This window comes from Larkinella soli (assembly GCF_003703975.1).
In the GTDB taxonomy this organism is placed as follows: Bacteria; Bacteroidota; Bacteroidia; order Cytophagales; family Spirosomataceae; genus Larkinella; species Larkinella soli.
In genome coordinates this window covers 1-19,400 of sequence record NZ_QTJY01000003.1, presented here as the reverse complement: position 1 = coordinate 19,400, position 19,400 = coordinate 1, and the positions used below count along the sequence as shown (strand labels likewise).

General features: G+C 56.7%; 18 protein-coding genes. 9 read left to right on the top strand and 9 right to left on the bottom strand.

Annotated elements, in window-relative coordinates; genetic code table 11:
• Positions 1 to 158 precede the first annotated feature (158 nt).
• Positions 159 to 1,871, top strand: coding sequence for a sodium:solute symporter family protein (locus tag DX909_RS09655; protein WP_128544967.1), 1,713 nt, complete (start codon positions 159 to 161; stop codon positions 1,869 to 1,871).
• Between the two features lies 1 nt (position 1,872).
• Here the strand turns inward: DX909_RS09655 and DX909_RS09650 are convergent, their stop codons facing one another.
• The 3 genes from DX909_RS09650 to DX909_RS09640 form a co-directional block, all read right to left on the bottom strand.
• Complete coding sequence (locus DX909_RS09650) at positions 1,873 to 2,565, bottom strand: LytR/AlgR family response regulator transcription factor (RefSeq protein WP_128544966.1); 693 nt, start codon at positions 2,563 to 2,565, stop codon at positions 1,873 to 1,875.
• Complete coding sequence (locus tag DX909_RS09645; RefSeq protein WP_128544965.1) at positions 2,562 to 3,593, bottom strand: sensor histidine kinase; 1,032 nt, start codon at positions 3,591 to 3,593, stop codon at positions 2,562 to 2,564. The genes DX909_RS09650 and DX909_RS09645 overlap by 4 nt, the downstream gene beginning before the upstream one ends.
• Before the next feature lie 135 nt (positions 3,594 to 3,728).
• A complete protein-coding gene (locus tag DX909_RS09640; RefSeq protein ID WP_128544964.1) occupies positions 3,729 to 4,640 on the bottom strand; it encodes a DUF2911 domain-containing protein in 912 nt (303 codons plus the stop codon).
• A 107-nt stretch (positions 4,641 to 4,747) separates the two neighbouring features.
• Here DX909_RS09640 and DX909_RS09635 point away from each other — a divergent pair, with 107 nt between their 5' ends.
• The 3 genes from DX909_RS09635 (at position 4,748) to DX909_RS09625 (ending at position 7,045) form a co-directional block, all read left to right on the top strand.
• Positions 4,748 to 5,284 (top strand): NUDIX hydrolase, encoded by a 537-nt coding sequence (locus DX909_RS09635; protein WP_128544963.1) that lies wholly within the window; start codon positions 4,748 to 4,750, stop codon positions 5,282 to 5,284.
• A gap of 70 nt (positions 5,285 to 5,354) precedes the next feature.
• Positions 5,355 to 5,738 (top strand): hypothetical protein, encoded by a 384-nt coding sequence (locus DX909_RS09630; protein WP_128544962.1) that lies wholly within the window; start codon positions 5,355 to 5,357, stop codon positions 5,736 to 5,738.
• Between the two features lie 104 nt (positions 5,739 to 5,842).
• Positions 5,843 to 7,045, top strand: a complete 1,203-nt coding sequence (locus DX909_RS09625) for an NAD(P)/FAD-dependent oxidoreductase (protein ID WP_128544961.1) — start codon at positions 5,843 to 5,845, stop codon at positions 7,043 to 7,045.
• Here the strand turns inward: DX909_RS09625 and DX909_RS09620 are convergent.
• From DX909_RS09620 to DX909_RS09600, 5 genes are all read right to left on the bottom strand, one after another.
• Entirely contained in the window at positions 7,019 to 7,543 is a 525-nt protein-coding gene (locus tag DX909_RS09620; protein WP_128544960.1) for an O-acetyl-ADP-ribose deacetylase, read from the bottom strand. The two genes, DX909_RS09625 and DX909_RS09620, sit on opposite strands and share 27 nt — an antisense overlap.
• 12 nt (positions 7,544 to 7,555) lie before the next feature.
• On the bottom strand, positions 7,556 to 9,184 hold the full coding sequence (locus DX909_RS09615) for a S8 family serine peptidase (RefSeq protein WP_128544959.1): 1,629 nt from the start codon (positions 9,182 to 9,184) through the stop codon (positions 7,556 to 7,558).
• A 16-nt stretch (positions 9,185 to 9,200) separates the two neighbouring features.
• A complete protein-coding gene (locus DX909_RS09610; protein WP_128544958.1) occupies positions 9,201 to 9,788 on the bottom strand; it encodes a hypothetical protein in 588 nt (195 codons plus the stop codon).
• A 183-nt stretch (positions 9,789 to 9,971) separates the two neighbouring features.
• Positions 9,972 to 11,114, bottom strand: coding sequence for a tRNA 2-thiouridine(34) synthase MnmA (gene mnmA / locus DX909_RS09605; RefSeq protein WP_128544957.1), 1,143 nt, complete (start codon positions 11,112 to 11,114; stop codon positions 9,972 to 9,974).
• 161 nt (positions 11,115 to 11,275) lie between these two features.
• Positions 11,276 to 12,490, bottom strand: coding sequence for an adenylate/guanylate cyclase domain-containing protein (locus tag DX909_RS09600; protein ID WP_128544956.1), 1,215 nt, complete (start codon positions 12,488 to 12,490; stop codon positions 11,276 to 11,278).
• Positions 12,491 to 12,693: 203 nt separating this feature from the next.
• On the opposite strand from DX909_RS09600, the gene trpF reads away from it, so the two are divergent.
• The 3 genes from trpF to DX909_RS09585 all read left to right on the top strand — a co-directional run bounded on the left by trpF (position 12,694) and on the right by DX909_RS09585 (position 15,042).
• Positions 12,694 to 13,332: a phosphoribosylanthranilate isomerase gene (gene trpF / locus DX909_RS09595; RefSeq protein WP_128544955.1), complete on the top strand. Its 639-nt coding sequence runs from the start codon at positions 12,694 to 12,696 to the stop codon at positions 13,330 to 13,332.
• A gap of 150 nt (positions 13,333 to 13,482) precedes the next feature.
• On the top strand, positions 13,483 to 14,019 hold the full coding sequence (locus DX909_RS09590) for a PspC domain-containing protein (RefSeq protein ID WP_128544954.1): 537 nt from the start codon (positions 13,483 to 13,485) through the stop codon (positions 14,017 to 14,019).
• A gap of 6 nt (positions 14,020 to 14,025) precedes the next feature.
• Positions 14,026 to 15,042, top strand: a complete 1,017-nt coding sequence (locus DX909_RS09585) for a toast rack family protein (protein WP_128544953.1) — start codon at positions 14,026 to 14,028, stop codon at positions 15,040 to 15,042.
• A gap of 62 nt (positions 15,043 to 15,104) precedes the next feature.
• Here the strand turns inward: DX909_RS09585 and DX909_RS09580 are convergent, their stop codons facing one another.
• Positions 15,105 to 16,343, bottom strand: coding sequence for an ABC transporter permease (locus DX909_RS09580; RefSeq protein ID WP_128544952.1), 1,239 nt, complete (start codon positions 16,341 to 16,343; stop codon positions 15,105 to 15,107).
• A 694-nt stretch (positions 16,344 to 17,037) separates the two neighbouring features.
• On the opposite strand from DX909_RS09580, the gene DX909_RS09575 reads away from it, so the two are divergent.
• Both DX909_RS09575 and DX909_RS09570 read left to right on the top strand, forming a co-directional pair.
• Positions 17,038 to 17,280 carry a hypothetical protein gene (locus tag DX909_RS09575; RefSeq protein ID WP_128544951.1) on the top strand — a complete coding sequence of 81 codons (243 nt, stop codon included), beginning with the start codon at positions 17,038 to 17,040 and terminating at the stop codon, positions 17,278 to 17,280.
• A 201-nt stretch (positions 17,281 to 17,481) separates the two neighbouring features.
• Positions 17,482 to 18,726: an exo-beta-N-acetylmuramidase NamZ family protein gene (locus DX909_RS09570; RefSeq protein ID WP_128544950.1), complete on the top strand. Its 1,245-nt coding sequence runs from the start codon at positions 17,482 to 17,484 to the stop codon at positions 18,724 to 18,726.
• Positions 18,727 to 19,400: the final 674 nt, after the last annotated feature.

The window sequence follows — 19,400 nt, the reverse complement described above, 5'->3', positions numbered from 1 at the left end:
AGCCGGCCGAATCTCATCCCAACCCGCTGAACCCTGATGTCTAAACGTGACCCTGAGTTGCCTCCTTTTGCCCGGTCCTGGGGCATGCTGTATGCTTTGGTGATCGGCAGCCTGCTCCTGGAAATCATTTTGTTTTACTGGTTTATGAATTACTTTTCATGAGTACTCTGGATTGGCTGGTTCTGGTCGGCACGGTGGCCCTGATTACGATTTATGGGGTCGTGCGGAGCCGGGGCAACCGAAGTATGGACGACTACCTGCTGGCGGACCAGTCGCTGCCCTGGTACCACGTCTGCCTGTCGGTGATGGCCACGCAGGCCAGCGCCATTACTTTCCTGTCGGCTCCCGGTCAGGCGTTTACGGACGGCATGCGGTTCGTGCAGTTTTACTTCGGCCTGCCGCTGGCGATGGTCGTGCTGGCGATTACGTTCGTTCCCATCTTCCATAAATTGAGGGTCTTTACGGCCTACGAATACCTCGAATCCCGCTTCGACGCCCGGGTCCGGGTCTTTACCGCCCTGCTGTTTCTGATCCAGCGGGGCCTGTCGACGGGGCTTTCCATCTATGCCCCGGCCATCATTCTGTCGACCATTCTGGGCTGGAATATCTATTACACCAATATCGTCATGGGCGGTATCGTGCTGATTTACACCGTCACGGGCGGCACCAGGGCGATTTCCTATACGCACCTCCAGCAGATGCTCATCGTTACGCTCGCAATGTTCCTGGCCGGCTGGATGACGGTTCATCTCCTGCCGGAGGATGTGGGCTTTGCCGGGGCTCTGCAGGTGGCCGGAAAAGCCGGGCGGCTGAATACCATCGATTTACACTTCGACCCCGACAGCCGGTATAACCTTTGGTCCGGCCTGATCGGCGGTTTTTTCCTTCAGCTTTCCTATTTCGGAACCGACCAGTCGCAGGTGGGGCGGTATCTGACCGGGAACTCGGTGGGGCAGAGCCGGATCGGATTGCTGGCCAACGGTATGCTGAAAGTGCCGATGCAGTTTCTGATTCTGCTCGTCGGGGCGCTGGTATTTGTTTTTTACCAGTTCAATCCGGCCCCCGTCTTTTTCAATAAAGTAGAAACGGACCAACTGCTGAAAAGCCAGTATGCCGGCCAGTACCGGCAACTGGAGCAGGAACATACCCGCGTGGCCGCGGACCGGCGTCAGTCGGTTCTGACGCTCGAAAAAGCCCTGAGTGAAAACAACGAAGGGGTGGTCGAGCAATCCCGTTCGGCCATTCGGCAGGCTGATGAGAAAGCAAAGGAAATTAAGGGGCAGGTCGTCGATCTGATCAAAAAGAACAACCCGGCGGGGGATACCAGCGACGTCAACTATGTGTTCCTGCGCTTCGTGCTCGATTATTTGCCCCACGGACTGATCGGCCTTCTGATCGCGGTGATCTTCAGTGCTTCGATGGGGTCGATCGCTTCCGCCTATAACTCACTGGCTTCCACGTCGGTGGTGGATATTTACAAACGGCTTTACCGGAAGGACCGCTCCGACGGACATTATTTGAAAGCGTCGCGGGTCATGACCGTCCTCTGGGGCGTCTTCTGCATTTTTGTGGCCCAGTTCGCCAACCGGCTCGGCAGCATGATCGAAGCCGTCAACATTCTCGGTTCGTTATTTTACGGCGTGATTCTGGGTATTTTTCTGGTGGCTTTTTACCTGCGGTCCATCGGCGGCCGGGCCACCTTCTGGGCCGCCATCGTTTCCGAAGGGCTGGTGGTCTGGTGCTGGTTGGCCGAACTGACGGCCTTCCTGTGGCTGAACGTGATCGGCTGTGTACTGGTCATCGGTATTGCCTGGCTGCTGGAGCGCTTCTTCGTCAGGACCCGGAAGCAGGAAGCTCCGGTTTCTGAATAATCTACGGATTGAACCGTTTGAAAAACTCGGCCTCATAGCTCGACCCGATGGGAATTTCCTCCCCGGCCAGAGTGATGATCCGGTTCCGGACGTTCTCGATCCGGCGAAACGAAACGATGAAGGACCGGTGAACCCGGATAAAATCCGCCGGGGGCAGCTTCTGGAGCAGCGCCTTCATCGTCATGCGAGCTACGACCGGCCGGCCTTCGCGAAGGTGAATCCGCAGATAATCGTCCAGCCCTTCGATGAACAGAATGTCGTCGAGCGCAATCTGATGCAGGCTGTAATCCGCCCGGATGTACAAGAAAGCCGGTTTTTCGGGTTGGGGCTGGTTCAGCACCCGCTGGAAATTCAGCACTTTTTCCACAGCCTGCTGAAACCGCTCGAAGGTGAACGGCTTGAGCAGATAATCCACCGCATTGAGCGTAAAACCTTCCACGGCAAATTCGGCATGGGCCGTCGTAAAGATCACCATCGACGGCTGCGGCACGGCCTGGTAGAAATCGATCCCGGACATGGCCGGCATATTGATGTCCAGGAACAGTAAATCCGTCGGGAAATTCCGGAGGTAGTCCAGGGCCTCGTCGGTTCGTGAAAAGGTCTTTTGAAGGTCGATGAAATCCACCCGGCTGCAAAAGTGGGTCAGGACCCGGAGGGCGGGCGGTTCGTCGTCGACGGCAATGGCTCGGATCATGCGAGAGTCAGCTCGAGTTCAACTGAAAAATCGTCCGGCCCCTCGGAGAGACTCAGCCGGTGGCGGTCGGGATAAAGAAGCTGAAGCCGGGAGCGGGTATTTTCAATTCCGATCCCGCCCGCATCCGTATTCCCCGGGTTCCGCACCTTTTTATTGTAAACCAGCAGCCGGAGGGCCACGTCATCACAGGAAACTGCGATCCGGATCATCGATTTTTCCTCCGGATTGACGCCGAATTTAAAGGCGTTTTCGATGAAGGAAATCAGGATCAGGGGAGCAATCCGTTTTCCGTTGGGCCGACATTCCGTTTGCAGATCGACCAGAACGGTATCGTCGAGCCGCAATTTCTGGAGGTCGATATAGTTTTGAATATATTCCAGTTCCTTGCCCAGCGGCACCTGCTCCTGGTCCGCATCCCGAATTACGTACCGCATCAGGGACGACAGCTTGACGATGGCATCGGGCGCCCGGTCCGACTTGTCGAGCGCCAGCGAATAAATGCTGTTCAGGGAGTTGAAGAGGAAATGCGGGTTGATCTGGGCCTTCAGGTAGGAGAGTTCCGTGTTCAGCCGGGATCGCTCGGTTTCCTTCAGGCGGTTGCTGATCTGGAGAGACAGAGACACGAAAATGCCGACCAGAAACAGGAACAGGGCATGGCTGAGTTCAAAGCCGAAGGGCGGTTTTCCGGCCCGGGCACGGGGCGGTAGACCCGGTATCCGGCCCGGTGAAAGCAAATCCTGCCGGTCGAGAACCACCACCATACCCATGATGATCAGAAAGCAGAGGACGGTGACGCTTACGAATGCGACGTATCGTTTCCGGAAATAAAGCTTCGGAATCAGCACGTAGTAGTTGAGGTAAAAGAAGCCGATCATCATCAGGTAGGAGAGAAGATTGGTTCTTTCGTGCGGATTGCGGGTGAGCCCGGCCAGCCCCGGAAAGCCGGCCGGCGCGAAGATGTAGGGCAGGGCCAGAAAAGCGAGGCAAAATCCCAGGTGAACGGCAATGACGGTAATCCGGCTTCTCATGAATCGGGTATTTCCTGCGAAAGCTACAAAACCCCGTGTCCCGATGAAAAGGAATGCGGTAAAAAGCCGGAATGTGGCGGTGTACAAAAAAGAACCCCGCTTCGGCGGGGTTCTTTTTATTCGTTACCGGCTATTTCAGGCCTTTTTCTTTTTGCCTTTCTGGTTCTGCGGAACGGCCGGGATGGCGGCCTGGAAGTCGGTCACGCCCTTTTGAATCGCATCCTTGAAAAATCCGAAGATCGGGTCTTTCGAGCTTTCTCCGAGGGCCAGGGCCTTCTGCGCCAGGGGAAGGGCCTCGGCGGCTTTCCCCATTTTCGACAGAATCTGCGCCTTGATCCAGACGTTGTAGAAACCCTCCTTCAGCCCGATCGACTTATCGATCCAGGCCAGCGCCTGATTCAGGTTGCGGCCTTTGGAAAGATTCCAGTTGGCAGCGGCCTGAAGGATGCCGGGGTCTTCGGGTTTCTCGGCGACGGCTTTCTCGATGCTGGCCTGTGCATTGGCGGTCACGTTCACCATCAGATCGGCGCTGACCTTCACGTCGGCCCAGGCCAGATTCAGCCGGCCGGTACTGTCGGTCAGGTCGCTGAAGCTGACCTCAAACGATTCGGCGGGCGGGGAGATCCGTTCCGGTTTCAGCTGAACACGCAGCGCATCCTCCTCTTTTTTATAACCGTTCGGAGCGCCTTCCTCCGCCGTAGCCGTCAGGTTTTTATTGAAAATGAGTGTCCATTCCTCCTGGTTCGGGATGGTGAAAACCGAGTAGGAGCCGGCCGGAAGCCGCTGGCCTTTCACCATCAGATCGGTGGTGGTGGTCAGGTTGGTGGCGGCATTGGCGCCGGTTCTCCACACCTTGCCGTAAGGAACCAGCTGACCGAAGATCGGGCGGCCTTTCACGCTGGGACGGGAATATTTCACCGTAATATCCGTCGTGCCGATGGTTTGGGTCACCGTTGCGCCGGGACTGGGCTGCGGGAGCCGGAGCTGGGCGGAGGCCGTCGATGCGGTCAGACACAGAACGACCCCGTACCGAAAAAACTGCTTCATGATTGTATGGGACGAGGATGATTTAAAATACCGGACGAAATTGCAGTATTTTGCCGGAAAAAGAAAACCCGATCGGGTAATACGGTTATTCCTTCTTAGCGAATCCCATGCACCGCCAGCCTCTGTTGACCCTGCTTTCCACCTACCGGTCCGTCGATCCGCATGAGGAGAAAATGCGGCAGGAAATCATTGCATTTGTCCGGCAGTACCCCGATTGCTTCGAGCGCAGCCTGAAGGTGGGTCACATTACCGGTTCGGCCTGGATCGTCAATCCGGAGCGGGATGCGGTCGTGCTGATTCATCATCGGAAGCTGGACCGCTGGCTGCAGCCGGGCGGCCACGCCGACGGCAATCCGGATGTTCTTCAGGTCGCCCGGCGGGAGGCCGGGGAAGAAACCGGCCTGAACCACCTTCGGACCATGGGCCCAGGTATTTTCGATGTGGATATTCACCCGATCCCGGCCCGCGGTGACGAACCGGAACACCTGCATTATGACATCCGTTTCTGCCTGGAAGCCGACCCCGTCGAGCCGTTCCGGCCAACGGCCGAAACCAAAGGGATTCGCTGGGTTCATTTTGATGAAATAACCGATTTTACGGAGGAAGAATCGGTCCTTCGCATGGTTCGCAAGAAAAAAACATAAAAACTAAGAACATAGTAGGGGAATTTTAGGTTATATTAGAGCCGAGTGCAACAAAACCACATTCCCTGTTATGAAAAAGTTCGCGATAACCTGTGCGGTTTTGCTGGCGATAGCTTTGACTACGCCGGTGAATGCGCAGGATAAACTGAAAAACGATCCGACGTATTCGACGTCGAACTATAAACATCCGAACAAAGCCGCCGAAGCCGCCAGGTGGGAGCCCGAAGCCAGCATTGAGTTTCGCCCCCGTAAACGCCGGCCGGCCATGAACATCGCCAGCTACCGGGAGCAGCAGCGCCTGGGCGGTATGCGCGAGTCGGCCATCGCGGTCCCGGCCGGCCCTTCGGTCGCCAATCGGAATTACAAACAGCAGAACCGACTGGTCAGCCCGGCTCCGGCGAAAGCCGAAGTGGCTACCAAGATCCAGCCGGAAGAATCTACCGGAGGCAATTGATCCTCCGCCTTTTCTGCAAAAAACCACTTCCTGATCGGAGTGGTTTTTTGTTTTAAAACCAGACGGATGAACAGTCCGTTAAGGCTGGGTTCACAAACGCTGATATGAAGACCCGGTCCAAAGAACCTTTCTGGCTGTTGAAAAACGGCCTGATCCAGACGTATCCCTCCCTCCACCAATCCCTGACTTGCGACGTTCTGATCGTCGGGGGCGGCATTACCGGCGCCCTGATGGCCTGGTCGCTGATCGGCGCCGGTTTCGATGTCGTGCTGATCGACAGGCGCGACGTCGCTACCGGCAGCACCGCAGCCAGCACGGCCATGCTCCAGTACGAGATCGATACCGCCCTGCATCAACTGATTCCAATGATCGGGGAGGAGAATGCGGTACAGGCCTACCAATCCTGCCGGAAAGCCATCCGAACCATCGAACAACTTGTGGAAGGGCTGAAAAGCCGGTCCGGCTTCGTCCGCAAAAACAGCCTGTATATGGCCGCCGTCCAGGCCGACGAGGAGTTTCTTCGTCAGGAATTCGAAACCCGGCGGAACCATGGTTTTCCCGTAGAATGGCTCGACCGGAAGGCGCTGCGGAACCGTTTCGGGCTGGCGGCCGTGGGAGCCATCTGTTCGTCGGATGCCGCCGAAATCGATGCCTACCGGTTTGCCCATGACCTGCACCGGGCCTCGGTCCGCAAAGGCCTCCGGATCTTCGATCATGTTGAGATCGTTTCCCTTGATTACACCAACCGGGGTGCCCGGGTCATCACCGGGAGCCAGGTCATGATCGATACACGGAAGATCGTTTACTGCACCGGCTATGAGTCTCAGGAGATGCTCCCTGAAAAGGTGGTGGACCTGAAAAGTACCTTCGCCATTGCCAGCGAGCCGTTTTCGAACCTGCCGGCCGAACTGCGTTCCATTCTGCTCTGGGACACGCAACGGCCTTATCTCTACCTCCGAACAACCGACGACAACCGGGTGCTGGTGGGAGGGGGAGACATTCCCTTCAACAATGCCGCCATTCGCGACGAACTGATCGAATCCAAACAGGAAATGCTTACCGACCAGGTCCGGCAGCTATTCCCGGACCTTCCGTTCATTCCCGATCAGGCCTGGGCCGGGACGTTCGGGGAGACGAAAGACGGCCTGCCCTACATCGGAGAACACCCGGCGTTCCCGAACAGCTATTTTGCGCTTGGCTTCGGCGGCAATGGAATTACGTTCAGCGTGACGGCCGCCGAACTGATCCGGGACCGGTTACTGGGAAAACCGGCGGAAGAATTAAGACTGTACCGATTCGGGCGGTAAGGGGGCCAGCAGGGTTTGATAGAGCCGGAAGTTTTCGGCGTCGAAGCAGACAAAATACACTTCCTGAACCGAAGTCTCCCGCGCCAGCGCCTGCCGAACGGCGGTGACGGCAATCCGGGCCGCCCGGTCTTTCGGAAAGCCGTACACGCCGGTGCTGATGTTGGGAAAGGCCATGGAAGTTAGGCCATGTTCGGCGGCTATTTCGAGAGAGCGACGGTAACAGCTTTCCAGTAGTTCGGATTCGCCCGAATGCCCACCCCGCCAGATCGGCCCCACCGTATGAATGACGAACCGGGCGGACAACCGGTAGCCTTTGGTGATTTTGGCTTCTCCGGTCGGGCAGCCGTTCAGGGTGCGGCACTCGGCGAGCAGTTCCGGCCCGGCCGCGCGATGGATGGCCCCGTCCACACCACCTCCGCCCAGCAGGCTCGTATTGGCGGCATTGACGATGGCGTCCACCGAAAGCCGGGTGATGTCTTCCTGAATGACTTTAATCATAAGTCGTTTGGATCAGTATTTCATCAGTTTGACCGTTCGTCTGGCCTTTTCGGAGGAAAGAGTCAGAAAATACAGGCCGGGGGACAAAGCAAGCGACTGGAACGATAAAGCCGCCAGACGGTCGGAGGTGTATTTCTGACGCCATACCACCTGCCCGGCCGAATTGGTCAGGACGGCGTCAATATCCTGATGAAGCGGAATTTCGTTCCACTGGACGGTGATCCGGTCGGCGCTGGTGAACGGGTTGGGATAGATCAGCAGGGAGTAAGACTCTTCGGCAATGGCGGAGGCCCGCTCGAAATTCGGAATACCGTAACCCAGTTCGTTGTCCGGCTTCGCGAACTGACTGCCCGACCGGCGCAGGCACTCGATGACCTGCTGGGCCGTCAGTCGGGGGTTGGCCTGCCAGAAACCGGTCGCCAGGGCCGCCACCAGCGGGGCGGAATAAGAGGTTCCGTTGCCGGTGGAAATGCTGCCTCCGGCTACTCCGAGCGTCGTTCCCAGCCCCATCGCCACCAGGTCCGGTTTGACGCGCCCGTCGGCCGAGGGACCGAGGGAACTGAAGGGCGCCCGGAAGCCCTGGTTGTCGACGGCGCCGATAGACAGAATCGGGGAGGCATCCGCCGGGGCACCGATGTATTGCCACGCGTCGTTGCCTTCGTTCCCGGCCGAAACCACGACCAGAATCCCGGCTTCGGCTGCCCAGCGGGCGGCTCTCGTGATCAGGGTTCTGTTTCCGTTGAGGTCCTGATAGGTATGGTTCTGGCTCGGGTCGTCGAAGGTGGTGTAACCCAGCGAGGAGTTGATGACGTCGGCGCCGGTGCTGTCGGCAAATTCGGCCCCGAAAAGCCAGTTGGCTTCCTCGACGGGCGTTTCCGAGAAGGCATCCTCGGTCCGGAGCAGGAGGTAGGAGGCTTTATAGGCCGGTCCGATCAGCTGATTGGCCTGGTAGCCCGCCATGATGGAAAGTACATTCAGGCCGTGGGCGTCGTCTTCATAAACGGCGGTTTCCTTCCTCACGAAATCGTAGGTGCCGACGACCCGGTTTTCGGTAAAAAGCGGTCGCAGATAAGGAACCTGATTCGCATTCCGGAACCCGGCGTCGAGGATCGCGACCAGCATCCCTTCGCCACGAAAGCCCAGCGTGTGCATTTTATCGACGCCGATCTGAAGGTTCTGGTCGCGCGAGGTGCCGTAAAGGCCGGGCTCGTCGGCCGTTTCCAGTTTGCCGTCGGTCCGGTTGCCGGTGAAGCTCACGTAGCCGACCCGGGCATTGCCGATGGAGCGGTTGCCTTCGATACCGGCGACAAAAGGCAGGCTGCGGAGGGTGCTCAGGTTGGCTTCGGTCGTTTCGACCAGCACCGCATTGGCCCAGCGGGAGGTAAACCAGATTCTGGCCCCGGTTTGCCGGAGGGCCGATACGTAGGCCGGATTGACCGGCAAGTCCCTTTCCAGAATCGGAATGCCCTGACGCCGGCGCCGTTCGACGGCACGCTGGGACAGAAACTGTTCGGGCCGACCGATGGCGTAGGGGGTGTTGGCTTTATCTTTCAGCAGCACCAGGTATTTGCGGTTCTGGGCCTGCCCGGTAAAAACCAGACCCAGCGTCAGTGAAAGAAGGAGTAGAAGTTTGGAAGCCATGGTCGGTTGCCTGTATTTACTGTATGCCGTATTCCCTGATCCGGACCCACTGCCGGATGCCGTAATCGATCTGCCCTTTTCCGATACAGGAGGGCTGCGAGGTGCAGAACTGTAATCGAATGATTTCCTGATAGATCAACCCCACATTTCGGGCATAAACCTGAAGCCGTCTATCCTGAGAAACCCGTGTTGAATCATTTTGTTGGATAACCGTTACGGTTTCCGGAAAGCTCTGATTGGTAACGCTGAAGGTCCGGCCTAAATTGCGAACCTCATAGTCGTCGGAATCAAGGAAATTGTATGCATTTCCGTTCCATCGAATCCCTTCCGTAGCATACAATACGAGCATAAGGTACGAAACGTTGCGTTCCGTCCGAAGAATGAGGTGTTCCTGGCGGGTGAGGATGAAGGCGGAGTCGGGCTGCCAGGGCTGCCCTTCGAGGGAACGGCGATAACGCAGGACCCGGAAGTTCTTCTGCCCCGAAGGCCCGTCGGGTAAGGCTTCCAGCCGTTCCCGGAACTGATACGTCCTCCGGAGCGGCCCGGCACCCAGCGGGAATTCCTGTTCCGTCACCTCGTAGACCCAGTACCGCCCGGTTTCCATCGGCAAATACGCGGGGTCGATACCGGCCGGCCGGTTCGGTTCAGGGCGGCAGGAACTGAATAAAAGTGCTGGTACAAGCAAATTAAAGAAAGATTGAAAAAGCTGCTTCATTGGAACCAGATTCCCGACCGTCGGCTCCGACAAACCGGAGCCGACGGTCGGGAATTGTTTAAAGTGATTGATTTACAGGGTGATGTCTGCCGTGGCGGACACGGGGTTATCGGCGTCCTGCCGAAAGCTTTTCATGATCCAGCCCCCGCCGATCACATCGTCGCCCTCGTAGAAAACGGCCGCCTGTCCGGGCGCGATGGCCGAAACGCCCTGCTCGAACAGAACCCGGATTTGTTCGCCTTCCTGCGAAATGGTGGCCGGGGTGCCGGGGTCTTTGTAGCGGACTTTCGTCACCGTTTGGAGGGGCTCCCGGATGGTTTCGTATTTCTGAAGGTTCAGCCGGCTGACGATCATGCCGTCCCGGAAAAGATCCTTATCGACGCCCAGCACCACCTCGTTGGTGTCCTTCCGGATGTCGGTGACGAAAATGGGATACCCGAGCGCAATGCCCAGGCCTTTCCGCTGGCCGATGGTATAGAACGGATAGCCCTGATGCTTGCCGACGACCGTCCCGTTTTCCAGCACGAAATTGCCGCCGGCCACCTCCTGTTCCAGACCGGGCACCCGGCGTTTCAGGAAGCCCCGATAGTCGTTGTCGGGCACGAAGCAGATTTCGTAGGATTCCGATTTGGTCACCAGTTCGATGAAACCGCGTTCTTTCGCCATTTCGCGGATTTCGGTTTTCCGCAGGTGGCCGAGCGGCAGTTTGGTCCGGCTGAGGCTTTCCTGCGAAACGCCCCAGAGGACGTAGGATTGGTCTTTCAGGGAATCCACCCCTTTGGAAATCACAAACCGGCCGGCCTCCTGCCGGATGTTGGCGTAATGGCCGGTGGCGATGTGTTCACAGCCGAGACGGTCGGCCCGGCGCAGGAGGGCGTCCCACTTGATATGGGTATTGCAGAGCACGCACGGGTTCGGGGTGCGTCCGGCCAGGTATTCGTCCGTAAAATGGTCGATGACCGAGTCTCCGAACTCGGAGCGGATGTCCAGGATATAATGCGGGAAACCGAGGCTGACGGCGATGTTGCGGGCGTCGTTGATGGAGTCGAGGCTGCAGCAGCCGGTTTCTTTTTTGCTTCCTCCGGAGGAAGCATAGTCCCAGGTTTTCATGGTCATACCGATGACCTCGTAGCCTTCCTCGTGCAGCATGACGGCCGCCAGCGAGGAATCGATGCCGCCACTCATGGCGACCAGAATTCGTCCGTGTTTACTCATGGTATCTGCCAGGGTTCAAAGCCCTGCGACGGTTAGAATGAATCAAAAAAGGTTTCAGAGGATACTCCCTCCGAAACCTCCGTAAAGATACATCATAACAGTGGTTTGGGAAAATCAATTCCTCTCCCGCGAAGCCAGACCGGATTTAAGCCGGTCGTCGGCTATTTTCCGATCAATCGGTGAATGTTGTCCCGGACGTCATTGTAGTTGGCGGAGAAGAAGTTGTGCTGATCCTCCCGCTCAAACGAAGGACGGATGACTTCAAAGCCTAACTGCCGGATAAACCTTTCCCCGGCTCCCGTAGCCGCCATCGCGTAAAATCTCCGGATAGATTTGGGTTCCGCAATTTTAAACAGCATGGAATCCAGCAGCTTGAACATATAGAAAATAATTCGGGTCCGCACCTCCACATCCTCTTCGTTGATAAGGATGCTCTCTACATAGAGGTCTTTAATTTCGGGCCTCTCCTCCGGGGAAAAAATGGCCGTTGGTTTCAGGTCTTTCTCCACTGTTCGGCCCTCCATCAAATCCTGGAACGAGGACCGGCCTTCCAACCGGACCGGCAGAAAATTCACATGGCCGACCCGCTTGTTCTGTTTATCCTTGATGGTAAAAAAGCCGGTATTGTTTACGTCATACCACTCTTTCAGGGTGTCATAGGGAATGGCGTCTTCCCCATAGGCCGATTTTTCAATCTGTGCCGTCCAGATCAGATCATCGATCGAGGAGTTTACCACCGAATAGCCGAAGGTACCGCCCGCGTTTACCTCATTGATTTCTTCGAGCGATGGGAATTCCTGCTTGATCCGGTGGTCCCAAAGGGTATCCAGGTTATACTTCCAAAGTTCTTTCGGGTCGTCGAAGTCGTGGAATTTATGCGTTACCTTGATGAATTTCTGTTCGGTTTCCTTTCGCCCCAGGTAAGCCTGGATTCCCTCTTTCGCAGAGTTGCTTAACCCAATGCCTTCCTCCTGATGCCATTTCGTCACCCGGCTGGCATAGTTTACCATGCCTCCATAAATGTCATTTCCGATAATCCGGGCTTCTCCGACATGAATTCCCACCCGGATTTTGATCTGTTCGTCACCGGTATCCCGGATGAAATCCAGCGCGAATTTTAAAGCTTCCAGGGTGTTGTTAAATACCACCATGAAAGAATCTCCAATAATTTTTACCTCAAAACAGTCGTATTTTTTCAGCAGGGTTCTGGCTTTCTTGAAGTGCTTGAACAGGAGGTCCATCCACCGGATATCCCCCATTTCACTACACAGCCTCGTCGAACCGATGATATCGGTAAACAGGAGAGCAAACAGTTGTTTTCCTCCAACCCATTCTTCAAGGGTTTTTGCTTTAGGCAGGCTTTTTTTGGTTTTCATCAATGATTTTGAAATAGGTAGGCAGAGGGTGATTGATTGGTAGATGGGGCAATCGGAAGCGGTTCAAATCCTTTAAATTTATAGATGGTCAATCCATATTTCCAAACCGGAATCAGATTTTCATATTTCCCTTCAGGGCTTCTATAAAAAATGTCAATTCGCCAAATACTTCCGATATTTGCCGGCAACCTTTATCGAAAAGAATGCCCCTCCGAACAACCGTCAAGATCAGCAACGTCACCAACCTCAGCGATGCCCGGTACTGCGCCGGCATGGGCGTCGACCTGCTCGGCTTTTCCATGGACGCCGGCACCGAGCAGTATGTCGCCCCTGAAAAATTCAACGAAATCCGGTCGTGGGTGGCCGGGGTTCATATCGTCGGCGAGACGACCTCGACCGACCCGCTGGAGATCGAGCGGTTGCTGGGCGTCTATCAGCCGGATGTCGTGCAGGTCGAGGAATCGGCCCTGGTGCCTTATCTCAAATCCTTCGACCGGCCGGTCATCCTGAAAGCCGACCTCGGGCAGCTGACGCTGGACCAGCTGGACGCCCTGTTTGCCGCCGGGGATCGGAACGACCCGCCCGCACCGGCCGATTATTTTCTGCTGGAAAGCAAAGGAGCTATCCGGCTGGACGACGAGCTGAAAGCCGCCCTGCAGCGGCTGGCGGCCCGGTATCCCGTCCTGCTCGGAACGGGCGTGAGCGCCGGGAACGTCCACGAACTGCTTTCGGAACTGCCCATTCAGGGCATCGCCCTGACCGGCGGAGACGAAGAAAGCCCCGGAAACAAAGAGTTCGGGGAGATGATGGATATTCTGGAAGCCCTCGAAACGGAGGAGTAGGAGAGGGTTGCTTGGTTTTACACAGTAGTAGGTATTACCAACTATGGATCGAAATACCGGGTTCATCCGTTCCGGCGTCCATTCTTAAAACACCCATTGTGAAACCGTGGGTGTTGGGCTACGTTTACATCGTCAAACAACCGCAAAACGATGAACAGACGATTGGAACGAATCCGCGATGAGGCCATGCTGGGTGGGGTAGCCGCCGGTCTGGCTTCCTATTTCAATATCGACAGAACCCTTGTCCGGTTTCTGTTCGTTTTTGGTTTCTTTGTGCCGCACGTGCCCTCCCTGATTATTTACGCGATCCTCTGGGTCGTACTGCCGGAGCGGGTCGCAGGCTTCATTCCCGTGTATCAATCACAACCCTCAACTAATTATTTCACGACCATGAATTCAAACGAACGTAACGGCAACGTCGTCGGCGGGGCCATCCTGGTAGGCATCGGTTTTCTCTTTCTGCTCGACCGCTGGCTCGACATCAGCTTCGGCGACCTCTGGCCGCTCATCCTGATTGGATTGGGTATCTGGCTGATCGTCAAGGACCGCAACCGCCACGACGGACCGGATCATAAAGACCCTTACCATACGGATACCAACACCGGGACGACGTACAACTCCGGCCCGACCGACCCGTACTCGCCCGGCACTCCGAATAACCCCGGCAACCCCAATCAACCCCTCTGATCTGCCATGAATCGAAACGGATTATTCTGGGGGATCGCCCTCATCACGCTCGGGGTGGTTTTTCTGGGCCAGAATTACGGCTGGTTCTACATCGACTGGGAATTCTTCTCCAGATTCTGGCCTGTCCTGATTATCCTGGCCGGCCTCAACCTCATCTTCTCCCGCCGGAACTCCGGAGCCGCCGTGGTGACCACCATTCTGCTGGCGGTATCCGTGCCGCTGGCCGTCGTGGCGGCCTTCGGCCGGAACAACTGGGACGGCGACCGCTGGGAATACCGGCATGACAACGACGACTCCGACCACGAAGAGCATTTTCACGACGACGGGGATAATGGGGATCATGATGACGACCACGACCCGGACGCCGAATCCGACGAGCCGAACGTTACGGTCCGCACCAACCATATCGCCGAACCGATGGATGCCGGGGTGCAGCAGGCGGTTCTGAAGTTTGAAAGCGGGGCCGGGCGGTTCGTGATCGGAGCCCCCTCCGACAGCCTCATCGAAGCGGATACCCGCATGAGCGTCAGCAACTACAGCATGTCCGTGAGCCGGAATCCGGAAAACCGGACGGCCGATATCGAACTGAAGCTGGAGGACGAGGAAATCAAACTTAAATCCGGGGAACTGGTCAACCGGGTGGATCTCCGGCTCAATTCCGCTCCAAGCTGGTCGTTCAACTTCGGCATCGGAGCCGGACAGGCCGAATTCGACCTCAGTCCGTATACGGTCAGTTCGGTCCGGCTGGAAGCCGGGGCCGCCGACGTGGACCTGAAACTGGGCGACCGGGCGCCGACCTCGGAGGTCCGGATCGAGTCGGGGGTGGCGTCGGTGACGCTGAAAATCCCGAAAACCGTGGGCTGTCAGATTGAAACCGAAGGCGCCCTGAACGTCAAGAGGCTGGACGGTTTCGACGAAATCGGGGGCGGGGTTCACCAGACGCCGGGCTACGGCGCCAGTCCGAAGAAAATCAACATTCACTACCAGGGCGGGGTGTCCCGGCTGCGGGTGGAGCGGTACTGAGCAGGATCAATACCGGTATAGCCGGATTGGAAACGGGTCGGGAGAGCCGTTTCCAATCCGGCTTATTTTTTGAATACCAGAGCCTTGACCGGCTCGATGCGGGTGATGATGAGCGTGGAGAGCCACAGGACCAGTCCGATCATGGCGATGGTGGCCACGTTCACCAGCACGATCACCGGAATATCCCAGGCGATGGGAACGGTGTTCATGTAATAATTCCGGGGGTCGAGCGGAATGACCCTGAAGTAGTATTGGAGGGCGCAAAGGCCGATGCCGATCAGGTTGCCGAGGGGCAGGCCCCGGACGACGATGTTGAGGCCCACGTGCCAGAAAACCCGCCGGATGAGGTTGTCGGTGCTGCCGAAAGCCTTGAAAAGCCCGATCATGGGCGTCCGTTCCATCATCAGCACCAGCAGGATGGCCACCATGTTGAACCCGGCCACAAACAGAATCAGGGCCATGAAAATGGCGGTATTCTGGTCCAGCAGGAGCATCCAGTCGAACAGGGGCCGGTAGGTGTCCGTCACCCGAACCGGCCGCATATCCGCCGAAGCCATCTTCCGGACGCCCCCGTACGTATCGTTCAGTTTATCGAAGTCGTTCACGAAGATCTCGTAGCTGCCCACCGAATCCGGCCCCCAGTTGTTGATGCGCTGGATGAGCCGCAGGTCGCCGATCACCATGACGTTGTCGACTTCCTCCAGGCCGGTTTCGTAGATCCCCACCACGTTCAGCCTGCGCGGCCGCAGGGTGTTCCCGATAAAATACATGACCACGTCCTGCCCGACGCCCAGCTGCATCCGGTCCGATATGCGTTTGCTGATCAGGACCCGGCAGGAGTAGTCGGGACTGCAATCCGAGGTGTCTCGGTCGAAACGGGGGATGGACCCGGCTACCAGAGCGCTCCGGAACAGGTCCCAGTCATAATCCCGGCCGACGCCCTTCAGCACCGCGCCGGAAAGTTCGTCGGGGGTTTTCAGCATGCCGGCCTTGGTGGCGACGGCCTGAATGTGCCGAAGGCCCCCGATCGACCGGGCCTGTCCATACAGCGGGGTCCGAAGGGGGAGGGGCGGCTCCTCGTACGAATTGTTGAGAGAGAATTTCGAAACCGTAATGTGGGCGCCGAATACGAAGATTTTCTGCTGAATGGCCTGCTTGAACCCGAAAAGAACCGCAAACGCGATCAGAATCACCGCCAGCCCAATGGCAATGCTCGCGATGCCGACCCGGGTAACGGTGGACGAAAAACTGGACGTCGGCGTATGGCGAATGCGCCGGGCAATGAAATATGGGACGTTCAAGGGGCGGTGTGCGCGTTTAAACTTCGGAAATTGTTCGTTAGCCGGACGAATCGGCGCCGGTCGGAATACCATTGGTAAAACGGCTTTCCGCGCAAAACTATGGACGGATGCCGTAAAAAAACAAGGCCCGGCTCAATCGGCCGGGTTGTTCTTTTTTTCTCTGTCCTTTTTTTGTAAGAAGGCAAGCTATAAAGAATCCGCAAGAAGCCAAAGCCGCCGGATAGGTCCGGTCGGGGCGGCTTCAACGGAATATCAGGGATCAATGTAGCCGACGGGCAATTATCGGAACCAGGGGGAGAGGCCGTTTCCGGTGATTGAAGCGGTTCCATAGGGGATTCCCGGTTCAGAAGGGTGGAAGCAGGACAGATACGTCCATACCCAGGCAGACGGTTGACTCCGATTAACGGACATAATTGATTAACTGTAGGTAAGTCAATAGATTACGTTAAATAAATTCGATCTGATTTCTTTATCGTATCAATCGGGTAAATTTAAAATATCCAAAAAAATATTACCTTCGTGATATAAGCTGCCTGACCACCCTGTTCCGGCCCAACCCGCCGGGATTCATTTGACACGGTTTTATCTTTTAGAAAGAACTTTCCCTGCCGGATCGGTGGAGGGGTAGTTCATGCGGTTTGAAAACAGAACTTACCCATCATTCTTTTTCTGTCTTAAAAATGATAGACCTGCCATGAAAAATTTTATTGTTTATTGCTTCCGGAAAGAGTACAAACTGCTTCCATGCCCTTCCATTCAGGAAGGGCTCGACCGCCTTACGGATTTAAGCGAGGTGCATGAAATCGAGCCGATCGGGGTCTACATTCATGAATACCACGACATTATCTGGCATACCTCCTATCTGGTTCAATTGAAAACCATGAAGGGCCGGCAATTGCATTACGCGCACCTGCTGCCGCTGTTTACGCATCTGTGACCGGATCATTCCGGACGGCCTATATAGGGGATCGTTCAAAAAACTTTCAGTAAATACTGCGTTGTTACCGGCTGGATGGGATTTGGTTTTTACTTCCCTTTTCCGGTCGGCGGGTCCTTTCTTGTCTCATTTCGGTTACCTTTGCGGTAGACCGTCCTGACGGTACCATCAACCGAATCTGACAGAAACGATCTCGCTACCATGACCTCCAACGGGAAACTCCTCCTTGTCCTCACCTTTGTCGCCACCCTTCTCCTTTCCGTCGGCTGCCAGGCCCAGAACGGCCGGTCTTCCGCAAAATCCGGAGATCGGGCAACGGCCGATTCCCGCTCCGGCGGCATCGTGCTAGGGGCCGAACAGATGGACCTTTTTCTGCCGGCGCTTCAGGGCAAACGTGTCGGGCTGATCGTCAATCATACCTCGGTCGTCGGCCGGAACCACCTCGTCGATAGCCTGATTGCCCGGGGGGTGACCGTAAAAGCCATCCTCGCCCCGGAACACGGCTTCCGGGGGCAGGCTACCGACGGAGAAACCATCGCCGACGGGCGCGACATCCGGACCGGGGTGCCGATCGTCTCCCTCTACGGAGCCAACCGCAAACCCTCCAAAGCCATGCTCGACACGCTGGATGTGCTCCTCTTCGACATTCAGGACGTCGGAACGCGGTTCTACACCTACATCAGCACCATGCATTATGCCATGGAGGCCTGCGCCGAAAACAACAAGCCGCTGATCGTCCTCGACCGCCCGAATCCCAACGGCCGCTACGTCGACGGGCCGATCCTGGACCCGAAATACCGGTCGTTTGTCGGCATGCATCCCATTCCGATCCTGCACGGTCTGACGGTAGGTGAACTGGCCCGGATGATCAACGGGGAGCGCTGGCTTCAGGGGGCCGACACCAACCCGAAGCTGCTCTGCCCGCTGACGGTAGTCCCGATGAAATTCTATAATCACCAGATGGATTACACGCTGCCCGTGGCTCCCTCGCCCAACCTGCCCAACCAGCAGGCCATCCGGCTTTATCCGACGCTCTGTCTGTTCGAGGGGACGATCGTGAGTGTGGGGCGCGGAACCGACAAGCAGTTTCAGGTGATCGGGGGGCCGGGCAACCCGAGGTTCGGGCCGTACCAGTTCACCCCGGCCGATAAACCGGGGGCCGTCAATCCGCCCCAGGAAGGCAAACTCTGCTACGGACTCGACCTGTCGGGCACGGACGCCACCCGGCTGGGGCTTTCGCTGAAATACCTCCTCGACTTTTATAACAAGGCCGCCGACAAGGACAAGTTTTTCCTGCCGACCAACTACATCGACAGGCTGTACGGCAGCGACCAGCTCAGGCTTCAGCTCCGGGCCGGACTCGACGAAGCCGCCATTCGGAAAACCTGGGAGCCGGGATTAGGGCAGTACAAGGAAATGCGGAAGAAGTATCTGATTTATCCGTAAAACCACCCCCAACCCGAAGCGTCGGCCCGGCCCTCCTTTGTAAGGGAGAGGGGCTTTGCCCTGTTCAACATCCTTCAAAGCCTGGACCTCCTTAGTAAGCAGGGGGAGTGCTCCGCCCTTTTTGTCATCCCGGGGAACGAGGGATCTGGTGCCTGAGAACTCCAGTTTGTCATTGAGCCACAGGGTCCTTCCTGCGTCGGGATGACAAACCGCTTCGGGAGGAAAAACCACGTCGAGGGATAGCCCCAGCCCCTTAACAGGAGCGCGCTGCGCATTTGAAACTCTGCGAAGCCACCCCTCCTTAACCAGGAGGAGGCCGGGGGGTGGTCGCTCCTGGCCCCAACCAGCAACAACTTACTTTGACGCCTTCCCGCCCCCACAACCCATCCAACACCACTCCCGGCGAGGTAAAGGACTTCCGGAAATCAATGTCCGAAAATTAAGGCCGAAAATAACCAAAAAATAAAAACTGGCGTCGCTCAGGCCCGGATGGTACTTTATTTGCGGCAACTGGAGATGTCTGAAAACCTTGTTTTTCAGCCGGTTCTCAAATCAATTTCCGGCACTTATGCGTAAAACGTTTCCTTTTATTATCTCGCTCTTTTCCCTGCTTTTCCCGCTTACGGCGGAGGCCCAGGTGAAGGTGAAATGGCAGCAGTGGCCGGCCCCGCTGC

What these genes read in the sequence shown, in the direction of transcription:
- DX909_RS09650 (WP_128544966.1), bottom strand. Translation starts at nt 2,565, where the DNA reads ATGATCCGAGCCATTGCCGTCGACGACGAACCGCCCGCCCTCCGGGTC.
- DX909_RS09600 (WP_128544956.1), bottom strand. Translation starts at nt 12,490, where the DNA reads ATGAAAACCAAAAAAAGCCTGCCTAAAGCAAAAACCCTTGAAGAATGG.
- DX909_RS09625 (WP_128544961.1), top strand. Translation starts at nt 5,843, where the DNA reads ATGAAGACCCGGTCCAAAGAACCTTTCTGGCTGTTGAAAAACGGCCTG.
- DX909_RS09575 (WP_128544951.1), top strand. Translation starts at nt 17,038, where the DNA reads ATGAAAAATTTTATTGTTTATTGCTTCCGGAAAGAGTACAAACTGCTT.
- DX909_RS09615 (WP_128544959.1), bottom strand. Translation starts at nt 9,184, where the DNA reads ATGGCTTCCAAACTTCTACTCCTTCTTTCACTGACGCTGGGTCTGGTT.
- DX909_RS09640 (WP_128544964.1), bottom strand. Translation starts at nt 4,640, where the DNA reads ATGAAGCAGTTTTTTCGGTACGGGGTCGTTCTGTGTCTGACCGCATCG.
- DX909_RS09590 (WP_128544954.1), top strand. Translation starts at nt 13,483, where the DNA reads ATGAACAGACGATTGGAACGAATCCGCGATGAGGCCATGCTGGGTGGG.
- DX909_RS09610 (WP_128544958.1), bottom strand. Translation starts at nt 9,788, where the DNA reads ATGGAAACCGGGCGGTACTGGGTCTACGAGGTGACGGAACAGGAATTC.
- DX909_RS09635 (WP_128544963.1), top strand. Translation starts at nt 4,748, where the DNA reads ATGCACCGCCAGCCTCTGTTGACCCTGCTTTCCACCTACCGGTCCGTC.
- DX909_RS09570 (WP_128544950.1), top strand. Translation starts at nt 17,482, where the DNA reads ATGACCTCCAACGGGAAACTCCTCCTTGTCCTCACCTTTGTCGCCACC.
- DX909_RS09620 (WP_128544960.1), bottom strand. Translation starts at nt 7,543, where the DNA reads ATGATTAAAGTCATTCAGGAAGACATCACCCGGCTTTCGGTGGACGCC.
- DX909_RS09585 (WP_128544953.1), top strand. Translation starts at nt 14,026, where the DNA reads ATGAATCGAAACGGATTATTCTGGGGGATCGCCCTCATCACGCTCGGG.
- mnmA (WP_128544957.1), bottom strand. Translation starts at nt 11,114, where the DNA reads ATGAGTAAACACGGACGAATTCTGGTCGCCATGAGTGGCGGCATCGAT.
- trpF (WP_128544955.1), top strand. Translation starts at nt 12,694, where the DNA reads ATGCCCCTCCGAACAACCGTCAAGATCAGCAACGTCACCAACCTCAGC.
- DX909_RS09630 (WP_128544962.1), top strand. Translation starts at nt 5,355, where the DNA reads ATGAAAAAGTTCGCGATAACCTGTGCGGTTTTGCTGGCGATAGCTTTG.
- DX909_RS09645 (WP_128544965.1), bottom strand. Translation starts at nt 3,593, where the DNA reads ATGAGAAGCCGGATTACCGTCATTGCCGTTCACCTGGGATTTTGCCTC.
- DX909_RS09655 (WP_128544967.1), top strand. Translation starts at nt 159, where the DNA reads ATGAGTACTCTGGATTGGCTGGTTCTGGTCGGCACGGTGGCCCTGATT.